Origin of the sequence: Paenalcaligenes suwonensis, assembly GCF_011290505.1 — a bacterium.
In the GTDB taxonomy this organism is placed as follows: domain Bacteria; phylum Pseudomonadota; class Gammaproteobacteria; order Burkholderiales; family Burkholderiaceae_B; genus Paenalcaligenes; species Paenalcaligenes suwonensis.
Window position 1 is genome coordinate 68,096 of sequence record NZ_JAANPV010000008.1, and the last position, 26,569, is coordinate 94,664.

The window sequence follows — 26,569 nt, forward strand, 5'->3', positions numbered from 1 at the left end:
ATCCATCACGTCAGTAGACGTCCGCCTAGAATCATAAGCGCTTTTAGCAAACCCTGCCCGCTTCGCCCGCCACACCTTTAGCTACTACCTACGCTTGCCGCATGGTGCTCAAAGCACTTAGCCTGCGTCACACATCAGATTGCTAAAGTCGCGCGCCACTAATTTGTCTTGCTCTATAAACACCATCAGCTTGGCACCATCTTGCCAACACCAGTTAAAGTCGTCATAGGACTCTATAGTCAGCAACGACATCCACTCTGGCCCCGGTGTAGGGTTATAGCCAAGGCTGTGATACGAGGGGTAACCCAACAAGTAATCGGTTGCCAGCATCTCTACGTTTGCCGAAGGGCCTGGTAACTCGCCCTCAACCTCAAGCAAATCCTCAAGAATGTCCGCATCAAAAGGGCAGCCTTCCAACATGTCTTCATGACGTGGAATATCCAGATCTCCCACCAGCTCAATACGCTTGCCTTTCACATCCTTACCATGCGGCGCTTTCATGGGTACCAAGCACTCTAGATCTTCAAAATACCACGCTTTCAGATAGCCCTCATCGCCCCAAAACACTTCAGCGTCGCTGTCTGAGTCGGGGTTATAGTCCGCATTAAATAGCGACAGCAATCCTGAAGCAGGCAACGAGTCTGGTCGATTCTCTATTTCAGCAAAGTTAATTTGACCTAGGAAGTAATACAAACCCACATCGTGCTCAGGCCACTCAAAACCCGCAGGCACCATGGCTGGCCCACCAAATTTGCTTTGCACTCCTGTAGCCGCTTCTTTGCTAATAGTGATGCGCACACTAGGTCGCACCAAACCACGCACAAACTCAGCATGCTCAGTGAGCACTGGATGGTTAGCAATTAGGTTTTCTAGGTCTTGGGTATTCATGAGCGAAGCCTTTACTCAAATTTCCAACAGCAATAAACCCCGTATTATGCCCAGCTTTTTAGGATTCACGCTTGGGTTTTGGCTACGCCCTTGCTCGGGGTACACTAGCCACACTGATTCGTGCTTGGGTAGTTAGGTGGGTAACCTCGGGCACAACGAACTATACCCACCCCTTGTAAGCTGTATAGATAAAGGGAATGCTTCAAAAATGAAAATTGCCACGTGGAATGTGAACTCTCTACGCGTACGTTTGCCGCAAGTGCTGGACTGGCTAGAGCAAAACCCTATAGATGTGCTGTGTCTACAAGAGCTAAAACTCGCCCAAGATAAATTCCCTATAGATGAACTGCGCGAAGCCGGTTGGGACGCACAGTGGGCGGGGCAGCCTACCTACAATGGCGTGGCGTTGATCACCAAACACGAAGCCAAGGATATTCAGCGCAACCTGCCTACCTACGAAGACCCACAACAACGCGCCATTGCCGCCACCTTTGACACTCCTGCTGGCCCACTGCGCGTTATTAACCTGTATTGCCCTAACGGCCAAGCGGTAGGTAGCGATAAGTTCGCCTACAAACTGGAATGGTATCAAGGGCTAACCACATGGCTGAAAACCGAACTAGAGCGCTACCCTAATCTGGTGGTTGTGGGCGACTACAACATTGCTCCGGCTGACGAAGACGTGCACGACCCTGCTCGCTGGGAAGGCGAGGTACATGTATCTGAGCCCGAACGCACGGCTTTCCAAGCCTTATTAGCGCTGGGCCTGCACGACTCTTTCCGTCTTTTCCCACAAGAAGAAAAAAGCTATAGCTGGTGGGATTACCGTCGCATGGCCTACCGTCGTAACGCTGGTTTGCGTATTGACCACATTCTGGTGTCGGACGCCGTAAAACCCGCTACTGTGGCATGCACTATAGATAGACAGCCTCGTGGCAATGAACAGCCTTCTGACCACACCCCCGTTATTGTGGAACTGGATTTCAGCAAAATAGCGTGATTGGCTCGCAATATTTTGCCTAGCCAAGCTGCTTTTTGTTATGCTTTCAACCCGCCGATTTGCTATTAGATCATCATGAGCACACAACACCCCGGCAATGTTTTCATTGTCGCCGCACCTAGCGGTGCTGGTAAATCCAGCCTGATCAACGCTCTGCTTAAACAAGAGCCCGATATTCAGCTTTCTATTTCATGCACTACTCGCGCACCGCGTCCGGGCGAAGTAGATGGTGAGCACTATCGCTTTGTGTCGGTAGATGATTTCCAAACGCTGCGTACCAATGATCAACTGCTGGAATGGGCCGAGGTGCACGGTAACTTCTACGGCACGCCCGTACAGCCTATTCATGAAGCCGCGGATGCTGGTCGTGATGTATTGCTAGAAATAGACTGGCAAGGAGCACGCCAAGTGCGTCGTTTCTTCCCTGAGGCCATTGGGGTGTTCATTCTCCCCCCTTCTATTGAAGCGCTGGAAAGCCGCCTGAACCAACGCGGTCAAGATTCCGCACAGGTGATTGCACGTAGACTGCTTGCTGCAGGCAGCGAAATGTCGCATATTTCCGAGTTTCAATATGTTATTATTAATCAAGAATTTAACTTTGCGCTTGCTGAGCTTGCCGCTGTAGTCAAAGCGAGCCGCCTAAGCTTGCCAAAACAAGCGCATAAACATGCCGAGTTATTTAGCCAACTTGGCATTCGTACTGAATTCAATTCCTAAATTTTAGTCATACAGGTTCTATTTATGGCACGTATTACTGTTGAAGATTGTCTGGATAAAATCCCCAATCGCTTTAACCTGACTCTGGCTGCTGCATACCGCGCCCGCGAACTGGCTCAAGGCCACGAAGCTCGCGTAGACAGCCGTAACAAGCCTACCGTTACTGCGCTGCGTGAAGTTGCTGCCGGTACCACAGGCCTTGAAATGTTGCGTAAAGTACCCACCTGATAAGCAATGATCTAGCGAGGAAGTTTTATGGCATTTACAGGTTTGCGTGGCGCTTCTTCCGGCCTGTTGGCCGTGTTAAAGAAAGGCTCCCGTCTTGGGCGCAGGAATAAAGATGTCGTTACTGTTCCTACCCTAAAACCTGCAAAAGCCCCTATAGCTTCTCTCGCTCCGCTGAACAAAATAATCAGCACCTACCTTGATCCCAAGGATGTAGAACGCGTACGCGAAGCCTATAAACTGGCTGATAACGCTCACTTGGGTCAATTTCGCACTAGCGGCGAACCCTACATTACCCACCCCATTGCTGTGACTGAAATCTGTGCTGGCTGGAAGCTAGACGCCGATTCACTCATGGCTGCTTTGCTGCACGACGTTATTGAAGACCAAGACGTTACCAAGCAAGAACTGGCAGAAAAATTCGGCACCGATGTTGCTGAAATTGTGGATGGGGTATCAAAGCTAGAGCGTTTGCAGTTCCAAACCAAAAGCCAGCAGCAAGCCGAAAGCTTTAGAAAAATGCTTTTGGCCATGTCCAAGGATGTACGCGTCATCCTGATTAAGCTGGCCGACCGTTTGCATAACATGCGTACTCTTGACGCTGTTAGCCCCGAAAAAAGCCGTCGTGTCGCCCAAGAAACCCTAGAAATTTATGCCCCTATTGCGCATCGCTTAGGCTTAAATGCACTGTTTCGCGAGCTGCAAGATCGCTGTTTTAAAGCCATACACCCTAACCGCTATAAAGTGCTGCATAAAGCCTTGATGGCGGCGCGCGGCAACCGCCGTGAAGTGTTAGGCAAAATCACCGAAGCTGTTACCGTGGCATTGCCTGCTGCCGGCATTGAAGCCGAAGTCAGTGGCCGCGAAAAATCCTTATACAGCATTTTCTGCAAGATGCAGGAACAGAAAAAATCCTTTTCGGATGTGCTGGATATTTACGGCTTCCGCGTTGTGGTGAACACCTTACCCGAGTGCTATTTAGCGCTGGGTACGCTGCACCAAATGTACCGCCCTATTCCTGGTAAATTCAAAGACTACATCGCCATTCCTAAAATCAATGGCTACCAGTCTTTGCACACTACCTTAATTGGGCCTTACGGTACCCCTATAGAATTCCAATTCCGCACACACGAAATGGATCATGTGGCGGAAGAAGGCGTAGCGTCGCACTGGTTATACAAAGACGACAACGTTACGCTTAACGACCTACAAAAACGTACCCATCACTGGTTACAGTCACTACTAGACATTCAAAGCCAAACCGGCGATTCCAGCGAGTTTCTGGATCACGTTAAGGTGGACCTGTTCCCTGATGCTGTGTACGTGTACACGCCACGAGGCAAGATTATTTCGCTGCCACGCGGTGCAACCCCTATTGATTTCGCCTACAGCATCCATACCGACATCGGTAACCAAGCTGTGGCAGCCAAAATCAATGGCGAGTTCGTTGCGCTGCGTACAGAAATGAAAAGCGGTGACTCGGTAGAAATCGTTACTTCCCCAGCCGCTAGACCTAGCATTCAGTGGCTGAACTACGTACGTACAGGCCGTGCACGCTCTGAAATCCGTCACTATCTGCGTACGGTTAAATACGAAGAATCCGTTGCTTTCGGTAAGCGCCTGCTTAAGCAAGCCTTTGAAAGCATCAATATTCCGTACCCAGACGACAACCACCCAGAATGGGACAAACTGGCCAAAAGCTCTGGTGCTGCCTCGCGTGAAGAGATTCTGGCCGACATAGGCTTGGGTAAACGTTTGGCTGCCGTTGTGGCACGTCGTTTTGCCCCCGAACTGGCTATCTTGGCAACAACCGCTGCACAAGTGGATGATTACACCTCTAGTGGTGCAGCACCTATTGTGATCCACGGTAACGAAGGCCAAGCAGTGCAATTAGCCCCGTGCTGTGGCCCACTTCCGGGCGACGCTATTATTGGTGGCATTCGTATGGGGCATGGCTTAGTTGTACACATGGCCGAATGCCAAGTTGCCCAACGCCAGCAAGTTAAAGAGCCCGAGCGCTGGATTCCAGTGGTATGGGATACCAATACCGCACGTCACTTGAACACCAAGCTAGACGTGACTGTGCTCAATGAACGCGGCGTATTGGGTAGGCTAGCAGCCACCATAAACGATGCAGATTCCAACATCTTGCACCTGACTATGCCCGATGAAGGCGCAGCCACAAACCTGCTGCACCTGACTATTCAGGTAGATAGCCGTACACACTTAGCTAGAGTGATTCGTTCTATTCGCCAAATTCCACAAGTACAGAAAATTGTGCGCGTGAAAGGCGCGAACTCGTAACAGCCTCTGTCCACTGCCTTGTACCTATACAGAGACAAGGCAGTGCGATCTCCCTACCCCACTATAGCGATACAAACAGCGTACGCCAGTACACCCACGATGGTGCCGGCGGCAATACTGTTATTGAACAGCTTTCTACCCAGCCATACCCCCACCAAGCCAAAGGCCCCCGGCAACACACTTAGTATTGGCGATTCTGGTGACACCTCGGCAATCAGCGATACCGTCAATAAGGACACTATAGCCGCTGGACCAATCGCCGCCAGCATTTGGTGCAACTTACGCCCACCTTGTCCTTGACGTTGCCTTCCCTGTAAGCGCAACGGCACATAGCGTATTAACAAGGTCCCCAAACACCCCAATAGCGCAATAATAATCAAATCCGCATTAGTCATGTTTGCGTCCTAGCAAAATAGCCAAACAACCTGCAAACATCCCTACGATGATGGCCATGTAGACAGGCATAATAAGTAGACTTAAGCCTGAACCTAGCGCTGCCGCCAACAAGACTTGACGTGGCACGGCTTCGGCGATTTCTAACAGCAAGGTAAAAAACAGTGCAGGCAACACAAAACCTAAGCTTTTATCCAGCACTTCCCAGCGACCTAACCAATCTGCACCAAATAGCGCCCCTACAGCCGTACCGCCTACCCACGACAAATATGCCCCTAACTGCAGACCTAAATACCAACCTTCTTTCTCGCTTTCAGGCTGCTTAGCAAAACGTCCTACGGCGGTCGCAAACACCTCATCTGTTAGCCCTGCCCCCCAAAACAACATAGGGCGCTTTGGCGTACACGGCTGCGCAGCATTCAGTAGTGCTGGGCCATAAAACAAATGCCGCAGGTTCATCAGCCACACTACCGCCACCACCGTTAAAAACCAGGCTTGCTGTGAAATCAGGCTGACCAACACAAACTGGCTGGCCCCGGCATACACCAATACCGAAAACAAAATAGCCGCCCAAGCGGGTACATCCACCGCCACTGCTGCCAACCCAAACGAGATAGCGACTGGCACGTAGCCAACGGCAATAGACAAGCTGTCTTTTAAGCCCCTACAGAACGCCTTGCTCATGGCTTAGCGATGAAGATCTGTGGGTCTACGCGTGCATTATTTAAACTGACATTCCAATGCAAATGCGGGCCAGTGGCTCTACCTGTAGCCCCTACTTTGGCAAACGATGCGCCACGTGCCACTTCATCACCGGGTTGCACCAGTATTTCGGACAAATGGCAGTACATAGTGATTAAACCTTGCCCATGGTCTAAGAACACCGTTTTGCCGTTAAAGAAGTAATCGCCCACCAGAATGACCTGACCATTAGCCGGTGCGCGCACCAACGTACCCGTACCCGCTGCAATATCTAAACCTGAGTGGGGGTTACGTTCTTCACCATTAAAGAACCTACGCAAGCCAAAAGGGCTGCTAAAACGGCCCTGCACAGGCAAATCAAACAGCACGTTGCTAGGGTAACGATCGTTAAACTGCTGATACGCCTCTATTTGCTCGTTATATTCGCGCTCATAGCGTGCCAACTGCTCGGCGCTGGGGTTCACATGCGAATTATTTTTAAGCTTGATGTGCTGCTCTCTGTACTGCTTATGGCCCACGTTAAAGCCTAGCGTCTGCCCCTGATCTGTGACGATCTGGTGCTCTCCCTGCGTGGTTTTCAGATCCAAGCCCACCACAGCAATCCACTGCCCATTGCTATCACGCACCACCAATACAGGTTTACCTTCGTACGTTGCTTTTGGTGCTTGCTCTTGATTACCCAAGGCCAGTACGGCCACACCGCCTGGCACAGCACTGTTAAGTTGACGTTGTATGTAGCCGGTTTCTTGTGCTGCTGCAGCACCTGCCCAAAAAGCACAGCCCAGCATGAACAGTTTTACGTATTTTTTTATCATCGCATCACACATTAAAAAGCCCCACCTAACTGCTCAGATGGGGCTATTTACATCACAGAGTAAGATTACAGCTCTTCTTCTGAATCACTGCTTTGCAATGCTTCTTGCACCGCAGCTTGCTCAGTCACTTTTAGTTCTGCACGCAATGCAGCCATACCGGCTTGCTCTTCAGCATTAGCCAACAACTGACGCATTTGCTGCTGCAAGAAATTTTTAAGTGCAGGGTCAAGATCAGCAACACTTTCACCCGTCACTTTAATCACGCTATAACCATTGTCAGTTTCTACACCAACATAGCTAGGCAGTGTGGTGACATCAGCAGACATCGCCGCATTCACGACAGCCTCTGACAAGTCAGCGTTGTTTAAGCGATTCACAGAACGCTCCCACCCAAACTTGGCATCACCAGCAGGCAATTGACCATCTGCGGTTAAGCTAGCCAGTGCTTTTTTACCTTCTTCTTGCACTTGTTTTTGCGCTTTCTCTACGGCTAAGCGCTCAACAATCGCTGTTTTGACTTGATCCAAAGCAGGTACAGAAGGGGCATAAATTTCTTCAGCACGCACCGCCACAATGTTATCTGCGGCAACTTCAATCACACCCGCGTTTTGACGCTGATTCAATGACTGAGAGCTAAATAAGGCGCGACGTACACGTGGGTCATTCAGCAACTCAGCATCGGCGGAGCTTTGTGCTGCAGCCTCGCCAATAATGGCAGCATCCAACAAACCATCGCGTGTAACACCCTTAGCGTGGCGTACTGGCAATCCTAGTGCATCGGCAGTGGACTGCAAGGATTCTGGGCTTTCGTAGACCAAGCTAGTCAGTTGCGTCGCCATATCAGCAAAACGCTGAGCAGCCACTTGCTGACGAATTTCCTGTTCTAACTGAGCTGCTAACTCTTCCAGCGGTTGAACGGATTCTGCTTCGTATACATTGGCTTTAAAGATATGGAAACCGTCTACGCTTTGCACGGCAGGCGACACATCGCCCGTACGCAATTCGAAAATAGCAGCGTCCATGTCAGGCAACGCACCACGGTTAATCCAGCTTAAGTTACCGCCATTACGTGCGGTACCTTTGTCGTCAGAGTTTTCCTGAGCCAAAGCGGCAAAGTCAGCACCCTCTTGCTTAGCCTCTGCCACCAATTGGTCGGCACGCTCACGAGCTGCTTTGCGCTCTTCTTCAGAAGCATCGGCTTTAACGGCTACCAAAATGTGGCTAAGGTTAATGCGCTCAGCGCGACCAAAACGGGATTTGTTCTGATCGTAGTAGGCTTTTAACTCTTCAGGCGTTGGGGTAGGTACGCTTTTGCGTGCCGCCGCTTCATCCAGCACTACATACGATACATCCACGTACTGAGGCAGACGCAATACATCTTGATTGTCGTCGTACCATGCTTGCACTTCTGCATCAGTAATGCTTTCAGGCTTCAGGTAGTTTGCTGTGTCGAAATTCAGCAGCTCTACTTTTCTAGTAGTAGTCAGTGCTTTATCTACCAAGTTCGCTATTTCAGTTGGCAGTTCTGTGGTTTGTGCCACTGGCCCCAACACACGACCCAATGTTAGGTCTGCACGTTGCGACTCTTCAAAAGCACGAATAGAAATGCCCGACGAGGTCAGCAAGGTGTTGTAGCGTTCTGGAGAGAACACACCTTCTACTTGGAAATCAGGAATAGCAGCAATTGCTTGGCGCAAAACGCCGTCCGATACGCTCAAACCTTCTTTGGTGGCGATTTCTATCAAGACATTACGATTCACCATCGCATCCAGCAATTTGCGGCGTGCTTCAGGGGAATCCACTACCGCCAAGTCAAAGGCGCTGCCTTGTTCTTGCTGCATGTTTTGTAGCTGTACACGACGTGCTTGATCAAACTCTTCAGCTGTCAGCGACGTACCACCAATGTTGACCAGTTCAGTCTCATTAGAGGTGTAGCTGCTGTAACCACTTACCCCGATCAGCACAAAAGAAGGCAAAACCAGGATCAGTAAAACCACCTGCATCAAACGTTGATGCGTTCGGAAAAAATTGAACATTAAACACCTATTCTTGCGTGTTTAGAACAGCACAGCTGCCAAACCAGTTGAAAACCAACGACCTGACGACCGGCCAGAGAATAAAATAATCCCCTATTCTACTGAACTTTTGCTCGGCTTTCATTGCTGAATCGCCTCAGCATCGTATAAACCTTTAAAATCGTAGACGTGGCTAGCTGTCATTACTGTTAAATACAGACTAAAATTCTTATTTCACAAGCACTTAGCCTAATGAAGGGTTGAATTCTTTTTCTACCTGCAATTTCATTCATTAACCGCTTTACTCCTATCGGATCGTACTTTGTTCAGCTATAGACACGCTTTTCATGCCGCCAACCATGCTGATGTTCTCAAACATGTCATTTACACGGGCATTTTGGATCATTACTTGCAAAAAGAAACGGGCTTCACCGTCGTAGACACACACGCAGGAGCGGGTCTTTACGATCTTGAACACGACTGGTCCCAGCAAAGTGGCGAATGCGTGGACGGGCTAGACCGTATTCTAGAAGCCGATAAGGCTCCCAACTTAGTTGAAGCCTACTTGGATGCCGTTGCCGAGTTGAACCCCGATGGCCTAGCGCGCTATTACCCTGGTTCGCCTTGGCTTGCCGTGAGCAAGCTGCGCAAACAAGACAGCTTCCATGGCTTTGAGCTACACCCTAATGAATACCCCTTACTGCAGCACAACCTGCAATTAATACGTACACCGGCAAAACGCCGTGTGCACGTACATGCAGAAGATGGTTTCAAAGAGGTTATACGCTTAATGCCACCTCACACACGCCGTGGCATTGTGATCATCGACCCCTCGTATGAGGCAAAAACCGATTACAAAAAGGTGTTTGATACCCTTTCTGAGATTCTTAAGCGCTTTGCCCAATGCTGTATTGTTATTTGGTACCCCGTGGTGCAACGTGAGGAAGTACGCAGCCTACAGCGACGTTTAGAGCAGCTACCCGTGGAATGGCTACATGCGTCGCTGAATGTGAAAGCACCACAGAAAGACGGTTTTGGCTTGCACGGTAGTGGCATGTTTATCATCAACCCACCTTGGGGCCTGACGAAAGAACTCCCCCAAACCATGAAATGGCTAACCAAAACCTTAGCCCAAGATGGACAAGCCTCGTTTAGCTGCCGCCACAAAGAGGCCAAACCCGTACGACGCGCAAAACGCGACGAAGACGAGTAATTGGTTGTAGCCTCATAGCATAAACAGCAGAAACAAATTCAGGGTGTAAAACACCCTGAAAAACACGCTACGCACCACAGTGGGCACGCTATAGAAACCGTATCAGTAGAACTTCTCGCCGGGGCGCAGGTAGCGCCATTTACCGGGTGGTAAATCACCCAGTACCACGCGGCCCATACGCACACGTTTCAAGCCTACGACTTTCAGACCCACCATTTCACACATACGGCGAATTTGACGTTTTTTACCCTCACGCAGCACAAAATGCAGCTGGTCGTCGTTTTGCCAACGTACTTCTGCAGGCAGCAATTGCTGACCATCCATACTTAAGCCATGACGCAACATGCTTAAGCCGCGTTCGTCTAACTTGCCGCTTACACGCACTAGATATTCTTTATCTATAGGTGAGTCTTCACCAATCAACTGTTTGGCAATACGACCGTCTTGCGTCAGTACCAACAAGCCTTGTGAATCAATATCTAAACGTCCCGCAGGTGCCAAACCGCGCAAATGAGCAGGGTTGAATTTACCCTGACCCGAAATGCCAGGCTTGTACTGTGTACTAGCCTGAATCAACGAGACGGCGTTTCTATACCCTTTTTCTGCTTGGCCGGAAACAATACCTACCGGTTTATGCAAAATAATAGTCACACGCTCGGTTTGACGTTGTTGAGCGGTTTTATCCAGTACAATTTTGTCGTTTGGAGATGCTTTTTGCCCCAATACCGCAACGCGGCCATTAACTTTTACCCAGCCACGCTCAATAAAAGCATCGGCTTCCCGGCGCGAACAAAGGCCGCGCTCTGACATGAGTTTTGAAATTCTGATCTGTTCCATAGTTTTGCTATTTTAAGCGTTGTTTACGTAATTCCCTATGAAATTCTGTCCGCCCGCTGAGAACTCTTGGACATCTCAACTTCCTGCTGAGTTTGCCGCCCTACCCGCCTTCTGGCTAGATAAGCCGGGCGCACTCACCGCATCACTGCGTAATTTAGGCCAATTGACCTTAGCCGTACAAGCTGAACGTGCCACTACCCTACATGCAGAAGAAAGCTGGATGCTAGATGAACCCCAAGCCTGGGTGCGGGAAATCGTGATGAGTTTAGACCAACACCCTATGGTGTGCGCGCGCAGTTTCTGTACGGTTGCCGCGGCAGACGATCAATGGGCCAGCATTAAAAATTTAGGCACTAAACCTTTAGCGGATATTTTGTACAACGATCCTGAGGTGAGCCGCTCTAGCTTTTGTTACCGCCTTAATAGCGAAGAAGACAGTGCACTTGCACCTTTGGCGCAACAGACTTTTCACACCCAAGCGCTTACACCGTTGTATGCACGCTGCTCGCGTTTCATGCGCCACAATCAAGCGCTGATTGTGATTGAGTGCTTTCATCCCGAGTTTTGGGTGCGTTACCCCAACAGTCAGCTTCTAGCCTAAACCCATAAATTACGTTAAGTTCTTTGTATATTCCTCGTAACAATTAATTTTACTAACAAAGTACTTAACGCATGAGTTCCTCTCTTACCGGCAGTGGGCGCCGTAATGCCTTAGTTCTGTCCGGACTGCAAGCACTTGGAGGCGCCAACCCTGCGGTTGTCGTAGCGCTTGGCGGTTTGGTGGGATCACAACTGGCCCCGTCCACTGAAATGGCTACCCTGCCCGTCAGTCTGTTTAATATTGGGCTGGCCTTAGGGGTATTACCGGCTGCATTTATCATGCGCCAAAAGGGTCGCCGCTTTGGCTACGTTCTGGGTAGTTTATTGGGCGCTTCTGGTGGCATGATCGCTTTTTACGGCATCGCCATTGGGTCGTTCTTACTGTTTTGTTTGGGCACTATCTTAGCCGGTTTGTACGCCTCGTATGTGCAAAGCTACCGATTTGCAGCTGCTGACTCGGTAGAAGGCCCACTGAAACCCAAAGCTATTTCATGGGTCATGATTGGGGGGTTGGTAGCTGCCGTGCTGGCAACCCAAGTTATCCTGCATACCACCGACATTATCCCTAGCCTTCCCTTTGGTGGCACCTTCATCGCTCAGGCTATGCTGGCACTGTGCGCTCTTCCGTTAATTGCATTTCTGCGTAACGACCCTGCCGTGCAGAGCACTCCCGCCGCGCAGGCCAACACATCGCATGGCCGACCACTGCTAGAAATCATTAAACAGCCCAAGTTTATTGTGGCTGTGATTGCGGGCACCAGTTCATACAGCTTAATGAGCTTTATGATGACCGCCTCGCCACTTGCGATGATAGGTTGCGGACACACCATGCGCGACTCTACCCTAGGCATTCAGTGGCACATTCTAGCCATGTTTGGCCCCAGCTTCTTTACGGGCACCCTAATACGCCGCTTTGGCAAAATCGCTGTCACCCTAAGCGGACTAGTATTAATTGCCCTCTCCAGCGCAGTGGCATTAAACGGCTTATCCGTTGAGCACTTCTGGCTTAGCTTAATTCTGTTGGGCTTAGGTTGGAACTTTGGTTTTATTGGTGCCACCGCCATGGTGACTGACTGCTATCGCAACGAAGAACGTAATCGCGTACAAGCCTTTAATGATTTCTTAGTGTTTGGCTCGGTAGCAATTTCATCGTTTTCGTCTGGCCAATTGCTGGTCACGCATGGCTGGGACGGCATCAACACATGGACCTTCCCTATAGTAGGCATAGTCGTGGTGTCGTTGATGTGGCTGTGGTTTCATGAACGCAGCCAAGCAGGCGTCGCGGCAGAATAAAGCCTCTACCGCTGCAGCCCTTAGATCATGGGCAAATAACCCGGATGAGGTTGCAGCGGAAACGCTGCAGCTATACGTGCAATATCGTCTTGGCTAAGGTGCAAATCTAGAGCCCCAGCATTATCCAACACATGACGCATCGTCGACGCTTTAGGAATGGCCACTACATTCTTGCTACGACATAAAAACGCTAATGCCACCTGACGTGCACTGGCATCGTACTGTTGCGCTATATCGCGTAGTAGCTGCCCTTCCGCACTGCTTTCCAACGGAAACTGGGCATGCCCAAACGGACTATACGCCACCACCGTAATATCATGCGCCACACACCAATCAATAAGCTCGTGTTCGATGGTGCGCTCTTCAAGATGGTAGAGCACCTGATTACAGGCAATTTTGCCATCACCCGTAATCGCATGCAGCTCAATTAAATCATCCACGTCGAAATTACTGACACCCCAACTGCGGATTTTCCCGGACTGCTGCAACATCTCCATAGCCTCTACGGTTTCCTCTAACGGAACCTGACCACGCCAATGCAGCAAATAACTGTCTAGGTAATCGGTTTGCAAACGACGTAGGCTTTGCTCGCACGCCGCAATAGTCGTGTCGTAACGGGCATTAGAGGGCAACACTTTAGAGACCAAAAAAGCCTCGTCCCTGCGGCCTAGCAAGGCTTCACCTAACAGGGTTTCAGCCATGCCATCGCCATACATTTCAGCCGTATCTATATGCGTTAGCCCAGCATCTAGGCCTGTTTGCACAGCGCGAATGGCTTGCGCACTGTCGGCAGCGCTATCTAAATACCATGAACCTTGCCCTATGCGGGACAAGGTTTTCTTAAATAGCAGCTGCACCTGCTTCACCAGTACGAATACGTACTACTTGCTCTACATTGGTGACGAAGATTTTCCCATCACCAATTTTCCCTGTGCGAGCGGCTTTAATGATGGCCTCGATCACCGAATCACAGCGCTCTGCAGGCACCACGATATCGATGCGAATCTTAGGCAGAAAATCCACCACATATTCTGAACCACGGTAAAGCTCGGTATGCCCTTTTTGGCGACCAAAGCCTTTTACCTCGGTCACGGTGAGCCCGTTAACATCCAGCTCACCCAAGGCCTCACGGACCTCATCTAACTTAAAAGGCTTAATAATTGCGGTAATTTGTTTCATCTATATAACCAAAGCAATAACTCTGAAAATTGCCACCCGCTACATCTTAACTGTCCAACGTACTACCTGCACGTTTTTCAGTAGTAGGACGCTCTGCCTGCAACATTTCTTTAAGGTTTGCACCCTGCGCAAAGGCTTCGCGCATGTCTACGCCCGATGGTGACTGGTATAGACGCAAGCCCATCTCAGGCAAGATAGACAAGAAGTGATCAAACACATCGCCTTGTATACGCTCGTAATTCACCCACGCGGTATCGTCGGTAAAGCAATACACCTCAACCGGCACACCTTCGCTAGTAGGCTCCATCATCCGTACCATTAACAACATCTGCTGATGAATACCCTTTTTATGCTTTAAATACTGCATGGCATACGCACGGAAGGTGCCGATGTTCGTTAAACGACGACGGTTAATCTCGTGGCCACCGCTTTCTATAAGCTGCCTATTGCTCTCTTCCAGCTCTTGCTGCTTGTCTTCCAAGTACTCGTCCAACAAAGAGAACTTACGCAGGCGTGTAATTTCATCGTCGGTCAAAAAGTGGATCGTGGACGCATCAATGCTCAGCGTACGTTTAATACGACGACCGCCCGACTCAAACATCTGACGCCAGTTTTTGTAGCTCTCAGAAAACAGTTTGTATGTCGGTACGCTGGTCACGGTTTTATCGAAGTTTTCGACTTTCACCGTATGCAAGGAAATATCAATAACCGTACCGTCAGCGTTAGCTTGCGGCATACTGATCCAGTCGCCGATACGCAACAGGTCATTGCTGCTAATTTGCGCACTAGCCACCATAGATAGCAAGGTATCTTTAAACACCAACAACAACACCGCTGAGATAGCACCCAGACCAGAGAGCATCAAAATGGGCGACTTATCCAACAAAATGGAGACCGCCACCACAGAACCCAGCGCCCACATAATGCTGCGAGCAACTTCTATATAACCTTTAATCGAGGCGCGCCCAGAACGGGTGCTTTCTTCGTAGATATCTTGAGTGGCCGATAACGCGGCACTTAAACAGCGCAACGCATAGAAGGCAGAGAGCGTCAGCACTATACGTTGCAAAACTTCGGTGACGGTCTCACTCATGGGCATGAGCTGCAGGTTTAGTGCTAAAAACAGCAATGCCACCATATGGCTCAAATAAGCAGCCACGCGGCGTTTACGTAGTGGTTCCTGCCACGACCCTTTACGTACCGCGTGTAAGGCCCTGCCAACCACTGCAGCCATCCCTGCACGCACGCCCCAGCTTATAATGCCGTACAACACGATCAATAGCAGTAACCCCGCTAAAACCCGCATCCAGGTTTCTGGCAAGTACTGCATTAATAACCCTTGATCTACCCATTCGTCTAACATAGTCATCTATACCTTATTTCTACACACTGGTAGGTCGTAGCACAGCAGTTATCATCAAACTTGCCATGACGTCCTAAATAACCGTTTAATATAGCCTATGGACCTGGCTGCACGTAAGCCTGGCTGACCTACAAAAGCAATCAATTATGTCTGATAACACCTCTTCTTCCATGCAAAACCAATTCGCGAACAAAGCCCAAGCCTGGTCGGCTCGCTTTACTGAACCCGTCTCTGACCTCGTTAAGCGCTACACCGCCTCTGTAAATTTTGACAAGCGTTTGGCTGCCTTTGACATCCAAGGCTCGTTGGCTCACGCCACTATGCTGGCAACCGTAGGTGTTATCAGCAACGACGACCTGCAAGCGATTGAACGCGGTATGGCGCAAATCTTGGACGAAATCGCACAACAACAGTTCGAGTGGTCCATCGATTTAGAAGACGTGCATCTGAATATAGAAAAGCGTCTGGTTGAAATCATTGGTGACGCAGGCAAACGTTTGCACACAGGCCGTTCACGTAATGACCAGGTCGCTACGGATATTCGTTTGTGGTTGCGCGCTGAAATAGACACCGCCATTACGCTGCTACAACAATTGCGTAAAGGTCTGGCCACATTGGCTCTTAAACATTCCGACACCATTCTACCCGGCTTCACTCACCTGCAAGTGGCTCAACCCGTGACCTTTGGTCACCACTTGTTGGCATACGCCGAAATGTTTGGCCGTGATGCCGAGCGTTTGGCTGACTGCCGCAAGCGTGTTAACCGTTTGCCTCTAGGTGCTGCCGCCTTGGCCGGTACCAGTTACCCCATTGATCGTGAGCAAGTGGCTAGCCTGCTTGAGTTTGACGGCGTATGCCGCAACTCGCTGGATGCCGTTTCTGACCGCGACTTTGCCATCGAATTCTGCGCTGCCGCCGCACTGATCATGACCCACATCTCGCGCTTCTCGGAAGAGTTGGTGCTATGGGTAAGCCCACGTGTAGGCTTTATCGACATCGCCGACCGCTTCTGCACAGGCAGCTCCATCATGCCTCAGAAGAAAAACCCCGACGTGCCCGAGTTGGCTCGCGGTAAAACCGGTCGTGTAAACGGTCACTTAATGGCCTTGTTGACGCTGATGAAAGGCCAACCTTTGGCGTACAACAAAGACAACCAAGAAGACAAAGAAGGTTTGTTTGATTCGGCTGACACCATCCGCGACACCCTGACTATTTTCGTAGACATGGTTGATGGCATCCGTGTTCACCCAGAAGCAATGCGTGCTGCGGCGCTGCAAGGCTTTGCTACAGCCACTGACTTGGCTGATTACCTAGTGAAAAAAGGCCTGCCTTTCCGTGATGCACACGAAACCGTCGCCTTGGCAGTACGTAAGTGCGAAGAAAAAGGCTGCGACTTAGCTGACCTAAGCTTGGATGAGCTTAAAGCCTTCCACCCTAGCATCGAAGAAGACATCTACGGCGTACTGACACTGGAAGGTTCTGTGGCTTCGCGTAATCACATCGGTGGCACAGCCCCTGAGCGTGTACGCTTTGAAGCAGAACGCATTCTAGGCGAATAAGCGTCTTAGACAGCTTTAGTGAAATGGGGTAGAACGTTACTGTTCTACCCCTTTTTTATGCATAAAAAACGGCCATGCACCCACGCATGGCCAAATCGCTACGATGACTCTTCCGTATTACGAATATCGACTATGCAATACGGGTGTAGGCATTTTTGCTTGCTGCTGCTTTGAGCGCTTAATAGACCATGCGCTATACGCCGATACCAAACCTGCAAAAACCACATAGCTTGCCACGTACCATGGTTGTCCATCATTCGCATGCAACAACGCCGTGGCTATCATGGGTGTAATACCCGACGCAAAGATACCCGAGAACTGATACACAAACGAAATGCCGGTATAACGCACGTCTGTATCAAACAGCTCGCAGAACAAGGCTGCCTCTGGCCCGTACACAGACGCGTACAAAATACCAAAAGGGATGATAATAGACAGCCAAACGATTAAGGTGCTATCGGAGTGTGCCGTCATGAAATACAAGGCTGGAACGGCCGAAAAACCCGTGATAATCGAACCCCAGAAATAGGTTTTGGTTCGCCCTACTTTGTCTGACAGTGCTCCAAATAACGGGATGCTAAAACACATAATAAATGAGGCAATCAACACACCCGTTAACGCTGTTGTTCTATCCATGTTCAGATCATTACTCAGATAACTGATGCTAAACACCCCAAAGATATTGAACAACACCCCATCAATATAACGCGCCCCCATCCCCCGAATAATATTGCCGGGGTACTGCTTAATCATGCTGATAAAGGGCTGTTTGTTTTCGGCATTACTGGCTTTGAGTTTCTCAAACTCGGGGCTTTCTTTAATCGCTACACGAATATACAACCCCAGAAATACCAGCAACGCTGACAGCAAAAACGCTACGCGCCACCCCCATACGTAGAAGTCCTCGGGGCTGAGCACTGCCGTTAGAATAGCGACCACGCCTGATGCCAAGCACAGGCCTAAGGCTAACCCCACCTGAGGCCATGAGGCATACAGGCCACGCTTCTCTTTAGGCGCATACTCGTATGCCATTAACACGGCACCACCCCACTCCCCCCCTAAACCTATGCCTTGCAAGATACGGCACAGCAGTAAAAGAATGGGGGCCCATACGCCTATGCTGTCATACGAAGGAATTAAACCTATAGCAACCGTTGAACTTCCCATCAATACCAAGGTTGCAATCAGCGCCCCCTTGCGACTGACTCTATCGCCTATGTGCCCAAAGATCACGCCACCAAGGGGTCTGGCAACAAAACCGATGGCAAAGGTTGTGTAGGCCAACATCGTGCCAATAAAGGCATCATCACTAGGGAAATACAGCTTGTTAAATACCAGTCCAGCAATCACACCATATAAGAAAAAGTCATACCACTCGATGGTGGCTCCAATAACAGAGGCGCGTATAACCCTAGACACCTCTTTTTTATGCGTTGTACTCATTCTCTTGTCTCCTCATTTCTGAGTTATGTAATAGCACTACACTCTTTGGTTTTGTTTTCTTGGTATTGCAGGATCATGTCTGCTGCTTTTTCAGCAATCATGACCACAGGTACATTGGTATTGCCTGACACCAACGTGGGCATAATGGAAGCATCCACGACGCGCAAACCCTCCACGCCATACACACGTAGCTGTTCATCCACCACGGCCATCTCGTCGGTTTCCTGCCCCATTTTTGCGGTGCCTGCCGGATGAAAAATCGTCGCACCGTAGTTGCGGCAAAACTCTAAAATTTCCGCATCACTTTGCTGCTCTATACCCGGCCTATACTCCTTCACCAACAAATCAGACAACGGCCCCGTATTCGCAATGCGCCGCACCAAACGTACAGCCGCTATCGCTGTGCGTTGATCCAAGTCGGCACTTAGGTAATTAGGCTGTATGGCCACCGGCTGAGCCGGATCTTTACTTTGTAGGCGCAGATACCCACGAGACTCTGGTCGTAACTGACACACTGAAATGGTGCATCCCGAAAACGGGTGTACTTGCCCACCCGCTTGATCCGCAGACAGTGTTCCAAAATGAAATTGCACGTCAGGGGTCTTAGCTTCATTTGGCAACGCATAGCAAAATGCACCGCCTTGATTAATGCCAATGGCTAAGGGACCTGATCGCGTAAACAGCCACTGCAACCCTATTTTGCTTTTGCTCCACACCGTTCGTAGCTGATCGTTGTTGGTAATGGGTTTGGCCACTTCATAAATCAAACGCAGTTGTAAGTGGTCTTGCAGGTTTTCACCCACCCCTGGCGCATGGCGCTGCACCCGTATGCCCAACTCTTGTAGCGCTGGTGCTGGCCCTATACCCGACAGCATCAATAGCTGTGGGCTTTGAATCGCCCCTGCACACAAAATGACCTCTTGCTTGGCGCGCAACACAAAAGGCTCGCCCCCTTTATAGGAAAGCTCTATGCCCATTGCTTTCTTATCTTCAAACAGCACACGGTGCACTAAATGTTCCGTCTTAACCTTGAGATTCATGCGCTGTCTGGCAGGGTTTAAATAGGCAACTGCTGTAGACTGCCGTAAACCATTTTTAGTGGTGAGCTGGTAGTACCCTACTCCGTGCTGATTACCAGTATTAAAGTCTTTAACATGCGGAATTTTCTCCCGCTGTGCCGACTGTATAAAAGCATCGACTAGCTCATGCTTGGCCGGAATAGAGGTGGCGCTAAGTGGGCCATGCTTCCCCCGTGTATCGGCTTCGGGCAAATCGTTCGTTTCCAGCTTCCTAAAATAAGGCAGGCAATCCTCCCAGCTCCAGCCTTGGTTACCCAGTGCTGCCCAGTGGTCGTAATCCTCTTTTTGACCGCGTATGTAAATCAATCCATTAATGGAACTACTGCCCCCTAAGGTCTTGCCTCGCGGCCAGTAAAACTGTCGTTGGTTCATGTGTGGATCGGCTTGTGTTTCAAAGCCCCAGTTCAACTTTTTGTTGAACATGGTTTTCCCATAACCTATAGGGATATGAATCCAGATGTTTTTATCGCTAGGCCCTGCTTCAATTAAACACACAGAATATTTGCCATTTTCAGAAAGCCTATTTGCCAACACACATCCCGCTGACCCAGCCCCCACAATGATGAAGTCATAAGTTTCCTGCACATCCAACTCCTTGCTGTTTTTGTTCTAAATAATGTAGGGAGTTGTGTGCAGAATCGGCATAGGGTTTTCGATTGAAAAACCATTTTCGGAACCTACAGTATCAAAAACGGTTTTGTTTTTATGCTAAGTTAGCGACATAATGACGTCAGAAGCGGATGCACACGCCACAGTGCTGCATCGCACACAATAAAAATGAGCGCCTAAAACTACCAACCAAAGGAGACTGAATACATGGACAGCACACCTAGTGCTCTGCGGGCGTTATCCATCATTGAAACCCTAACCAGCTCCACAGAGCCGCTCACACTTACTGAGCTTCTACGGCTCTCTAACATTCCCAAAACCAGCCTATTGCGAAACATTTCCACGCTGGTTCAAGCTGGCTATATCACTAGACTGCCAGGGCAGTTGGGCTACACTGTAGGCTCGCGCAGTTTGCGGTTAAGCATGGGTGCACTACGTTCGTCTTGGTTTCTCAATGCCGCACGCAAAACCCTTAAAAACTTGGTGCACAGCACCAGTGAAGCCTGCAACCTCACCATGCTTGCCGAAGATTCCGTGCAGTATTTAGTACGTGAAGACAGCAATGCCCCTTGGAGCTTACGGTTGCATGTACAACCTAATGCCCCTGTCCCCCTGCACTGCACCGCGAGTGGCAAGCTGTTTCTTGCCTATTTGCCTTACGTTGAGCAAAAAAAGTACTTAAGCAGGCTGACCCTGTCCGCGTACGGAGACAAGTCTATTTCTGATATTGCTGGCTTAAAAGCCGAGCTAGAAAATACCCGACGACAAGGGTTTGGCGTTGATAATGAAGAGTTTGTGACGGGCATGATTGCCATCGCAGTACCCATATTCGCGTCCACCCAAAGCTCACAAGTCACAGCCGCCATAGCGTGCCATGCGGTTACGGCCAGAACAGACTTAAAAAAACTGCTGTCATATCGCTCATTGATGTCACAAGCCGCAGCAGAGATTGCCAACTTACTGGCAACAAGCAGCCACTAATCGCGCCCAGCAACCGTTCGCTTTATGTATAAAAAATGCAGCAGTCACCTAGGGCAACGGCTGCATTGACTGATTTGTATGAGGGCATGGTCTTTGCATGCCATCACTCCAGCTAAATCAAGTCACGTCCCGCTAAGTTACGCATCAAATGCGAGATGCCGAACTCCCATGGCTTGCACTGCGTGGACAGGCGAACAGTGTTTTTCAAGCTACCCAGCTCGGGGTTAGAAATCACTACCACATCACCCAGTTTGTGCGTAAAGCCTTGGCCTGCTACATCGCGGTCTTCAATAGGCGCAAAGAGAGTGCCCATAAACAGCATAAAACCGTCTGGATACTGGTGGTGCCCACCTATAGTTTGCTGCACCAGTTCCAATGGATCTCGGCTGATTTCTTTCATTGAGCTTTTACCACTCATCACAAAGCCATCTTCGCCTTCCACTAACAGATCTACCTGTGCGTTACGCACATCGTCCAACGAGTAGCTGTCGTCAAAAATACGGATAAACGGGCCAATGGAGCATGATGCGTTGTTGTCTTTCGCTTTACCTAGCAACAAGGCAGAACGCCCCTCTACATCGCGTAGGTTCACATCGTTACCTAAGGTAGCGCCTTTGACTCTGCCTTTGCTGTCTACGGCCAGCACCACTTCGGGTTCGGGATTATTCCACGTTGAGCAGGGGTGCAACCCAATCTCGTCTAGGTGCCCTACTGATGATAGCGTTTGCGACTTGGTAAATACTTCCGCGTCTGGCCCAATACCCACTTCTAGGTACTGCGACCACAAGCCTTCTTGAATAAAGAACTCTTTTAGCTTCATGGCTTCGGGTGAGCCGGGTTTAATGCTTTTTACTTCGTCTTGAATGTGCTGCGCGATTTTCTGTCTAATCGCGTTGGCTGCAGACAAGTCACCGCCGGCACGCTCTTCAATCACACGCTCAATCATGGATTGTGCAAAGGTTACACCACATGCCTTGATGGCTTGTAAATCGCAGGGCGCTAAGATTTTTAGACCCGCAATCTTGCCTTGCAATAAATCTGCTGCGCTGCCTAGGTGTGTACCTGTTTGATCCTTCAACCACTGTGCGGGGGAATCCTGTTCTAACAGGTCACGCACAGTAGGAACTGCTTTTGATGTAACGTCAAAAACCCCTGCTTTAGTCACTTTGATCACAATAGGGCCATTGGCATCTGCAGACCATGCACGCCCTACAAAACTTCCTGTCTCTACGTAATTCATTACCACTCACCACGCTATTAATAATTATGTGCTGATACTAGCCATCGTAGAATAACGCTTTTTGCATTCAATATACATATCTATTTGGAACCACCCCTAAAAACACAAGGTAGTCATACTGTGCGCCCACAAAAAAGGGCTGCACATGCAGTGCAGCCCTTTTTGATGACTCCGCTAACAACCGTACTTAGTTAGCGGTAATCGGTTCAAACACAGCGATAGATTCCACGTGTGCCGTATGCGGGAACATGTTCAATACCCCTGCGTTCAACATGCGGTAACCACCCTCTTTGAGCAATATGCCTGCGTCGCGCGCCAAGGTGGCGGGATTACAGGACACATACACAATACGTTTTGGTTTTTCGTGAGGCTGTAATTCGCTTAACGCTTGCGCCACAGCCTGCGCACCGTCACGTGGTGGGTCAATTAGGATGCGATCAAAATAGCCCAATTTACGCAGCCATTCTACGTCTACCTCAAACAGGTTCAAGGTGGTAAAGCTGGCTTTGTCTTGTAAGCTGTGTTGTGCTGCGGCTTCACCTGCGCGCTTAGTCAAGGTGGAGCTACCTTCAATACCCACCACCTCAGACGCGATGCGCGCCAATGGCAAGCTGAAGTTACCCAAACCACAGAACAAGTCGGCCACACGCTCGCCTTCTTGAATCTGCAGCAGGTTCAAGGCCAAACGAATCAAGCTACGGTTAATGCTGGGGTTCACCTGCGTGAAGTCTGCCGGTTTAAAGGGCATACGCAAGTCGTAATCGGGCAAATCGTAGTACAAGCTGTCTTCGTCTTCGCGCTCCAAGGGATGCATGGTTTCTGGCCCCTTGGGTTGCAGCCACCAGCTCACGTTATAGCGTTTAGCAAAGTCACGTAGCAGTTGTATATCGTTGTCTTGCAAAGGTTCTATATGACGCAAGGCTAACGACAAACAATCTTCCCCAACAGACACTTCGATCTGCGGAATACGGTGCGGGATGGACATGGCGCTGATCAGCTCGCGCAGCGGCAGCAACAAAGCCGACACTTGCGGTGGCAAAATACGACATTCGGCCATATCTACCACGTAATGACTGCCTTTTTCCCTAAAGCCCACCAAAGCAGTGCCTTTTTTCATCACATTACGCACTGATAAGCGCGCACGATGACGATACTGCCAATACGGGCCATGCATAGGGGCCAAATAGCTTTCAGCTTTAACGCCACCAATGTGTCCTAAGGCATCTTCTAACACGCGCTGCTTCACCGCTACTTGCGCGGCGGGCTGCAGGTGCTGCATGGCACAACCGCCACACACACCAAAGCTAGGACAGGGAGGTGTTTGCCGCTGTGGTGACTGTGTCAACAACTGCACGACACGGGCTTTGTCATAGGATGACTTGCTGCGTACGTTTTCCACTAACGCGCGTTCACCTGGCAATACACCATCTACAAATACCACTTTCCCCTCGTAGTGGCCTACACCACGTCCCTCAATATCCAGGGACTCTATTTCCAACTCGTATGCTGTTGTCATGAAGATGTCTAAATTAAAAATGCGCTACCTGTACAAAACAAGCAGCGCATTCGTTGTACGTTATGCCAGTAGGCTGAAAATCATATCAGCGTGCGGGCAGATATGCCAGAGGATTGACCGGTGTCCCCCTACGGCGAATCTCGAAATGCAAACGTGGGGAGGTTGTATCGCTTTCACCCAAGGATGCAATCGTTTGGCCTTTTTTCACTTCGTCGCCAGTTTTCACTGACAGTTTTTCGTTGTGCGCATAGGCAGTAATAAAGCCGTTGCTATGACCCAGCAAAATCAGGTTACCCAAACCACGTACGCCATTACCGGCATACATCACTTTACCGTCAGCGGCGGCACGGATAGGATCGCCGATACTACCGGACAGATCTATACCTTTAGTTGCGGTGGTAAAGGACTGAATGACTGGACCATTTGCAGGCCAGCCCCATGATACCAAATTGGCATCACTGGCTTTTTGCACGGTACCTGTAGCAGCAGGCGTCGTCGTTGTGCCGCTGGTAGGCGGTACTTGTGTAGCAGGTGTAGGCTGTGTAGTGACCTGCGCAGGCGTAACGGGTGTAGTCACGGCAACTTGTGTGCTTGCACCTTCACCCAACTGCAATATCTGCCCTACGCGCAACTGTGAAGGATCAGTAATGTTGTTGATACGTGTCAGGTTTGCCAAACTCATGCCATGAGCTTGTGCAATTTTATACAAGGTATCACCTGCTTTAACTTCGTAGGTGCCGCCTGCAGAACGTGTGGCTGGTGTGGAGCTTACAGGACCACCTGCAGAGCCATCCACTATAGGCGCCCTATCCATTCTGGAAGCACAACCTGCCAACACCACTGACAATAAGACAACACTGACTACACTACGGCTTGCCGACTTGCTCAAGCCATTTTCAGCAACGGCCATTAACCCACCGCCTGAATGCTGCATAATACTCTCCTGAGTTTTTTAAAGCTGAGTACCTGCACGTAACGGAACAAAACGCACGGACTCAAGTTCCTTGCGTTGCCACGTCGTCATACTGGTACGCTCAATCAATACTAATCGTTGTGTGGCAGAACCTTCGGGAGCGATCAAACGCCCACCTACAGCTAGCTGCTCTAGTAGCGTCTGCGGTATTTTTAACCCGGCAGCCGCCACAATAATTCCATCAAACGGCGCGGCATGGGGAGCCCCCAACATACCGTCCGCAAAGCTTAACCTTACCCTACTGGTTAAGCTTAAATCACGCATTTTAATACGAGCGAGGTCGTATAGTCCTTGAATACGCTCTATGGCATACACTTCGTTGGCTAATTGGGCGAGCACAGCGGTTTGGTAACCGCAGCCAGCACCCACTTCTAGCACTTTTGTAGGAACGCGTATTTCGCACAAGGTAGCAATCATACGTGCTACCACCCAAGGTTGCGAAATTGTTTGTGCATAGCCTATAGGCAGAGCATCGTCTTCATAGGCCCGGCTTGCCAAGCCCTCATCGACGAACAAATGACGTGGCACAGCCATCATGGCTTGCAGTACGCGCTCGTCGGTAATGCCTTGCCTACGCAAACGCTCGATCATCATGCCACGCGAACGCTCTGAGTTCAAACCCAGATTTACATTCCTTGCCAGTGTTTCTATAGGTGTACTAAGCGGCGCACGCAATTGGCCTGGCTGAATGACTTTAGCGTTGCTATTAGAAGTAGTTAAGCCCTTCCCTAATCGAGAACGGCCAAACCTATTCGTCGTGCCATCAGCCCACGAGAAACGATTGTTATTGGGATTTTTGCTCATGGTTCACCCAACGTTGCATCGTTTCTATACTGTCGTAACTGGTCAGGTCGAAACGTAATGGCGTCAAGGACACAGCCAGATCGGCTACCGCTCCAAAGTCGGTATCACTGGCAGAGTCGCGAATCTTACCCACTGGCCCAATCCAGTACACAGGCTCACCATAGGGGGTAGCACTTTTGATGACGGGCTCAGAAGGATGACGTTTACCCAAACGCGTAACACGTGTGCCTTTTAAGGCTTCGTACGGCACGTTAGGAATATTTACGTTTAATAACGTGCCTGCGGCCAGCGGCTCGCGTGCTACTTTTTCGACCAAATCGCGGGCGACCCGAGCGGCACTGTCTAGATGGCTCCAGCCTTTTTCTATCAACGAAAAAGCAATGGACGGAATGCCAAACAAATGCCCTTCCATCGCGGCGGCCACCGTACCCGAATACAAGGTATCGTCACCCATATTGGCACCATTATTAATACCAGACACGATTAAATCAGGTTTGAAATCGAGCAGACCAGTTAAGGCAATGTGTACGCTATCGGACGGTGTACCGTTCACATAATAAAAGCCATTAGAGGCTTGGCGTACAAACAGTGGTCTATTGAGTGTTAACGCATTAGAAGACGCGCTACAGTTGGTTTCTGGTGCCACCACCACCAGTTCTCCCAAGTTTTTCAAGGCCGCATGCAAGGCTTCAATACCTGCTGCGTTATACCCATCATCATTGGAAATTAGTATTTTCATCTTTCAACCCGAAAAACAGAGTGAGGCACAGCTCACATTGTACCTGCTGCTTTGGTTTTTTATCATCAAGCCAGTAGAATCA

At 49.8% G+C, this 26,569-nt stretch carries 25 protein-coding genes; 9 read left to right on the forward strand and 16 right to left on the reverse strand.

Annotation, left to right across the window (positions count from 1 at the left end; translation table 11 throughout):
- Positions 1 to 117: 117 nt before the first annotated feature.
- On the reverse strand, positions 118 to 888 hold the full coding sequence (locus GY634_RS12825) for a YwqG family protein (RefSeq protein WP_166409103.1): 771 nt from the start codon (positions 886 to 888) through the stop codon (positions 118 to 120).
- Positions 889 to 1,096: 208 nt separating this feature from the next.
- Between GY634_RS12825 and xth the strand changes: the two genes are divergently transcribed.
- The 4 genes from xth (at position 1,097) to GY634_RS12845 (ending at position 5,134) form a co-directional block, all read left to right on the forward strand.
- Positions 1,097 to 1,888 carry an exodeoxyribonuclease III gene (xth, locus tag GY634_RS12830; RefSeq protein WP_166409105.1) on the forward strand — a complete coding sequence of 264 codons (792 nt, stop codon included), beginning with the start codon at positions 1,097 to 1,099 and terminating at the stop codon, positions 1,886 to 1,888.
- A 75-nt stretch (positions 1,889 to 1,963) separates the two neighbouring features.
- A complete protein-coding gene (gmk, locus tag GY634_RS12835; RefSeq protein ID WP_166409107.1) occupies positions 1,964 to 2,605 on the forward strand; it encodes a guanylate kinase in 642 nt (213 codons plus the stop codon).
- A 24-nt stretch (positions 2,606 to 2,629) separates the two neighbouring features.
- On the forward strand, positions 2,630 to 2,833 hold the full coding sequence (gene rpoZ / locus GY634_RS12840) for a DNA-directed RNA polymerase subunit omega (protein WP_166409109.1): 204 nt from the start codon (positions 2,630 to 2,632) through the stop codon (positions 2,831 to 2,833).
- A gap of 27 nt (positions 2,834 to 2,860) precedes the next feature.
- Positions 2,861 to 5,134, forward strand: a complete 2,274-nt coding sequence (locus GY634_RS12845) for a RelA/SpoT family protein (RefSeq protein WP_166409111.1) — start codon at positions 2,861 to 2,863, stop codon at positions 5,132 to 5,134.
- Between the two features lie 53 nt (positions 5,135 to 5,187).
- Here GY634_RS12845 and GY634_RS12850 read toward each other — a convergent pair whose 3' ends face one another.
- From GY634_RS12850 to GY634_RS12865, 4 genes are all read right to left on the reverse strand, one after another.
- Positions 5,188 to 5,529 (reverse strand): AzlD domain-containing protein, encoded by a 342-nt coding sequence (locus GY634_RS12850; protein ID WP_166409113.1) that lies wholly within the window; start codon positions 5,527 to 5,529, stop codon positions 5,188 to 5,190.
- Positions 5,522 to 6,211: an AzlC family ABC transporter permease gene (locus tag GY634_RS12855; RefSeq protein ID WP_166409115.1), complete on the reverse strand. Its 690-nt coding sequence runs from the start codon at positions 6,209 to 6,211 to the stop codon at positions 5,522 to 5,524. Before GY634_RS12855 ends, GY634_RS12850 begins: the two co-directional genes overlap by 8 nt.
- Positions 6,208 to 7,044 (reverse strand): peptidoglycan DD-metalloendopeptidase family protein, encoded by an 837-nt coding sequence (locus GY634_RS12860; RefSeq protein ID WP_166409117.1) that lies wholly within the window; start codon positions 7,042 to 7,044, stop codon positions 6,208 to 6,210. The genes GY634_RS12855 and GY634_RS12860 overlap by 4 nt, the downstream gene beginning before the upstream one ends.
- 65 nt (positions 7,045 to 7,109) lie before the next feature.
- Positions 7,110 to 9,080: a SurA N-terminal domain-containing protein gene (locus tag GY634_RS12865; RefSeq protein WP_166409118.1), complete on the reverse strand. Its 1,971-nt coding sequence runs from the start codon at positions 9,078 to 9,080 to the stop codon at positions 7,110 to 7,112.
- Positions 9,081 to 9,468: 388 nt separating this feature from the next.
- Here GY634_RS12865 and GY634_RS12870 point away from each other — a divergent pair, with 388 nt between their 5' ends.
- Complete coding sequence (locus tag GY634_RS12870; protein ID WP_242683704.1) at positions 9,469 to 10,272, forward strand: 23S rRNA (adenine(2030)-N(6))-methyltransferase RlmJ; 804 nt, start codon at positions 9,469 to 9,471, stop codon at positions 10,270 to 10,272.
- 102 nt (positions 10,273 to 10,374) lie between these two features.
- On the opposite strand, the gene GY634_RS12875 is transcribed toward GY634_RS12870, so the two are convergent.
- Complete coding sequence (locus GY634_RS12875; protein WP_166409122.1) at positions 10,375 to 11,109, reverse strand: pseudouridine synthase; 735 nt, start codon at positions 11,107 to 11,109, stop codon at positions 10,375 to 10,377.
- A gap of 37 nt (positions 11,110 to 11,146) precedes the next feature.
- Here GY634_RS12875 and GY634_RS12880 point away from each other — a divergent pair, with 37 nt between their 5' ends.
- Complete coding sequence (locus GY634_RS12880) at positions 11,147 to 11,710, forward strand: chorismate--pyruvate lyase family protein (RefSeq protein ID WP_166409124.1); 564 nt, start codon at positions 11,147 to 11,149, stop codon at positions 11,708 to 11,710.
- Positions 11,711 to 11,781: 71 nt separating this feature from the next.
- Positions 11,782 to 13,002, forward strand: coding sequence for an MFS transporter (locus GY634_RS12885; protein ID WP_166409126.1), 1,221 nt, complete (start codon positions 11,782 to 11,784; stop codon positions 13,000 to 13,002).
- A 20-nt stretch (positions 13,003 to 13,022) separates the two neighbouring features.
- On the opposite strand, the gene GY634_RS12890 is transcribed toward GY634_RS12885, so the two are convergent.
- The 3 genes from GY634_RS12890 to GY634_RS12900 are packed head-to-tail and all read right to left on the reverse strand — an operon-like array spanning position 13,023 to position 15,544.
- Positions 13,023 to 13,868: an aldo/keto reductase gene (locus GY634_RS12890; protein WP_166409128.1), complete on the reverse strand. Its 846-nt coding sequence runs from the start codon at positions 13,866 to 13,868 to the stop codon at positions 13,023 to 13,025.
- Complete coding sequence (locus GY634_RS12895; RefSeq protein WP_166409130.1) at positions 13,843 to 14,181, reverse strand: P-II family nitrogen regulator; 339 nt, start codon at positions 14,179 to 14,181, stop codon at positions 13,843 to 13,845. Before GY634_RS12895 ends, GY634_RS12890 begins: the two co-directional genes overlap by 26 nt.
- 46 nt (positions 14,182 to 14,227) lie before the next feature.
- Entirely contained in the window at positions 14,228 to 15,544 is a 1,317-nt protein-coding gene (locus tag GY634_RS12900) for a mechanosensitive ion channel family protein (protein WP_242683706.1), read from the reverse strand.
- A gap of 146 nt (positions 15,545 to 15,690) precedes the next feature.
- Between GY634_RS12900 and argH the strand changes: the two genes are divergently transcribed.
- Positions 15,691 to 17,103, forward strand: coding sequence for an argininosuccinate lyase (argH, locus tag GY634_RS12905; RefSeq protein WP_166409133.1), 1,413 nt, complete (start codon positions 15,691 to 15,693; stop codon positions 17,101 to 17,103).
- Between the two features lie 117 nt (positions 17,104 to 17,220).
- On the opposite strand, the gene GY634_RS12910 is transcribed toward argH, so the two are convergent.
- Positions 17,221 to 18,546, reverse strand: a complete 1,326-nt coding sequence (locus GY634_RS12910; RefSeq protein WP_166409135.1) for an MFS transporter — start codon at positions 18,544 to 18,546, stop codon at positions 17,221 to 17,223.
- A gap of 23 nt (positions 18,547 to 18,569) precedes the next feature.
- Positions 18,570 to 20,210 carry a GMC family oxidoreductase gene (locus GY634_RS12915; protein WP_166409137.1) on the reverse strand — a complete coding sequence of 547 codons (1,641 nt, stop codon included), beginning with the start codon at positions 20,208 to 20,210 and terminating at the stop codon, positions 18,570 to 18,572.
- A gap of 231 nt (positions 20,211 to 20,441) precedes the next feature.
- Between GY634_RS12915 and GY634_RS12920 the strand changes: the two genes are divergently transcribed.
- Positions 20,442 to 21,215, forward strand: coding sequence for an IclR family transcriptional regulator (locus GY634_RS12920; protein ID WP_166409139.1), 774 nt, complete (start codon positions 20,442 to 20,444; stop codon positions 21,213 to 21,215).
- Between the two features lie 112 nt (positions 21,216 to 21,327).
- Here GY634_RS12920 and GY634_RS12925 read toward each other — a convergent pair whose 3' ends face one another.
- From GY634_RS12925 to surE, 5 genes are all read right to left on the reverse strand, one after another.
- Complete coding sequence (locus tag GY634_RS12925) at positions 21,328 to 22,455, reverse strand: fumarylacetoacetate hydrolase family protein (RefSeq protein WP_166409141.1); 1,128 nt, start codon at positions 22,453 to 22,455, stop codon at positions 21,328 to 21,330.
- Between the two features lie 187 nt (positions 22,456 to 22,642).
- Positions 22,643 to 23,971, reverse strand: a complete 1,329-nt coding sequence (rlmD, locus tag GY634_RS12930; RefSeq protein WP_166409143.1) for a 23S rRNA (uracil(1939)-C(5))-methyltransferase RlmD — start codon at positions 23,969 to 23,971, stop codon at positions 22,643 to 22,645.
- An 85-nt stretch (positions 23,972 to 24,056) separates the two neighbouring features.
- Positions 24,057 to 24,905 carry a peptidoglycan DD-metalloendopeptidase family protein gene (locus tag GY634_RS12935; protein ID WP_166409145.1) on the reverse strand — a complete coding sequence of 283 codons (849 nt, stop codon included), beginning with the start codon at positions 24,903 to 24,905 and terminating at the stop codon, positions 24,057 to 24,059.
- 18 nt (positions 24,906 to 24,923) lie between these two features.
- Entirely contained in the window at positions 24,924 to 25,748 is an 825-nt protein-coding gene (locus tag GY634_RS12940) for a protein-L-isoaspartate(D-aspartate) O-methyltransferase (protein ID WP_166409147.1), read from the reverse strand.
- Positions 25,729 to 26,487 carry a 5'/3'-nucleotidase SurE gene (gene surE, locus GY634_RS12945; protein ID WP_166409149.1) on the reverse strand — a complete coding sequence of 253 codons (759 nt, stop codon included), beginning with the start codon at positions 26,485 to 26,487 and terminating at the stop codon, positions 25,729 to 25,731. The genes GY634_RS12940 and surE overlap by 20 nt, the downstream gene beginning before the upstream one ends.
- Positions 26,488 to 26,569 lie beyond the last annotated feature (82 nt).

Excerpts from the sequence above, each read along its gene's own strand:
- GY634_RS12850 (WP_166409113.1), bottom strand. The coding sequence starts at position 5,529 with ATGACTAATGCGGATTTGATTATTATTGCGCTATTGGGGTGTTTGGGG.
- GY634_RS12880 (WP_166409124.1), top strand. The coding sequence starts at position 11,147 with ATGAAATTCTGTCCGCCCGCTGAGAACTCTTGGACATCTCAACTTCCT.
- GY634_RS12855 (WP_166409115.1), bottom strand. The coding sequence starts at position 6,211 with ATGAGCAAGGCGTTCTGTAGGGGCTTAAAAGACAGCTTGTCTATTGCC.
- rpoZ (WP_166409109.1), top strand. The coding sequence starts at position 2,630 with ATGGCACGTATTACTGTTGAAGATTGTCTGGATAAAATCCCCAATCGC.
- GY634_RS12940 (WP_166409147.1), bottom strand. The coding sequence starts at position 25,748 with ATGAGCAAAAATCCCAATAACAATCGTTTCTCGTGGGCTGATGGCACG.
- argH (WP_166409133.1), top strand. The coding sequence starts at position 15,691 with ATGTCTGATAACACCTCTTCTTCCATGCAAAACCAATTCGCGAACAAA.
- rlmD (WP_166409143.1), bottom strand. The coding sequence starts at position 23,971 with ATGACAACAGCATACGAGTTGGAAATAGAGTCCCTGGATATTGAGGGA.
- GY634_RS12875 (WP_166409122.1), bottom strand. The coding sequence starts at position 11,109 with ATGGAACAGATCAGAATTTCAAAACTCATGTCAGAGCGCGGCCTTTGT.
- GY634_RS12885 (WP_166409126.1), top strand. The coding sequence starts at position 11,782 with ATGAGTTCCTCTCTTACCGGCAGTGGGCGCCGTAATGCCTTAGTTCTG.
- GY634_RS12865 (WP_166409118.1), bottom strand. The coding sequence starts at position 9,080 with ATGTTCAATTTTTTCCGAACGCATCAACGTTTGATGCAGGTGGTTTTA.
- GY634_RS12910 (WP_166409135.1), bottom strand. The coding sequence starts at position 18,546 with ATGAGTACAACGCATAAAAAAGAGGTGTCTAGGGTTATACGCGCCTCT.
- GY634_RS12935 (WP_166409145.1), bottom strand. The coding sequence starts at position 24,905 with ATGCAGCATTCAGGCGGTGGGTTAATGGCCGTTGCTGAAAATGGCTTG.
- gmk (WP_166409107.1), top strand. The coding sequence starts at position 1,964 with ATGAGCACACAACACCCCGGCAATGTTTTCATTGTCGCCGCACCTAGC.
- GY634_RS12900 (WP_242683706.1), bottom strand. The coding sequence starts at position 15,544 with ATGTTAGACGAATGGGTAGATCAAGGGTTATTAATGCAGTACTTGCCA.
- GY634_RS12825 (WP_166409103.1), bottom strand. The coding sequence starts at position 888 with ATGAATACCCAAGACCTAGAAAACCTAATTGCTAACCATCCAGTGCTC.
- GY634_RS12895 (WP_166409130.1), bottom strand. The coding sequence starts at position 14,181 with ATGAAACAAATTACCGCAATTATTAAGCCTTTTAAGTTAGATGAGGTC.
- GY634_RS12860 (WP_166409117.1), bottom strand. The coding sequence starts at position 7,044 with ATGATAAAAAAATACGTAAAACTGTTCATGCTGGGCTGTGCTTTTTGG.
- xth (WP_166409105.1), top strand. The coding sequence starts at position 1,097 with ATGAAAATTGCCACGTGGAATGTGAACTCTCTACGCGTACGTTTGCCG.
- GY634_RS12845 (WP_166409111.1), top strand. The coding sequence starts at position 2,861 with ATGGCATTTACAGGTTTGCGTGGCGCTTCTTCCGGCCTGTTGGCCGTG.
- surE (WP_166409149.1), bottom strand. The coding sequence starts at position 26,487 with ATGAAAATACTAATTTCCAATGATGATGGGTATAACGCAGCAGGTATT.
- GY634_RS12925 (WP_166409141.1), bottom strand. The coding sequence starts at position 22,455 with ATGAATTACGTAGAGACAGGAAGTTTTGTAGGGCGTGCATGGTCTGCA.
- GY634_RS12920 (WP_166409139.1), top strand. The coding sequence starts at position 20,442 with ATGGACAGCACACCTAGTGCTCTGCGGGCGTTATCCATCATTGAAACC.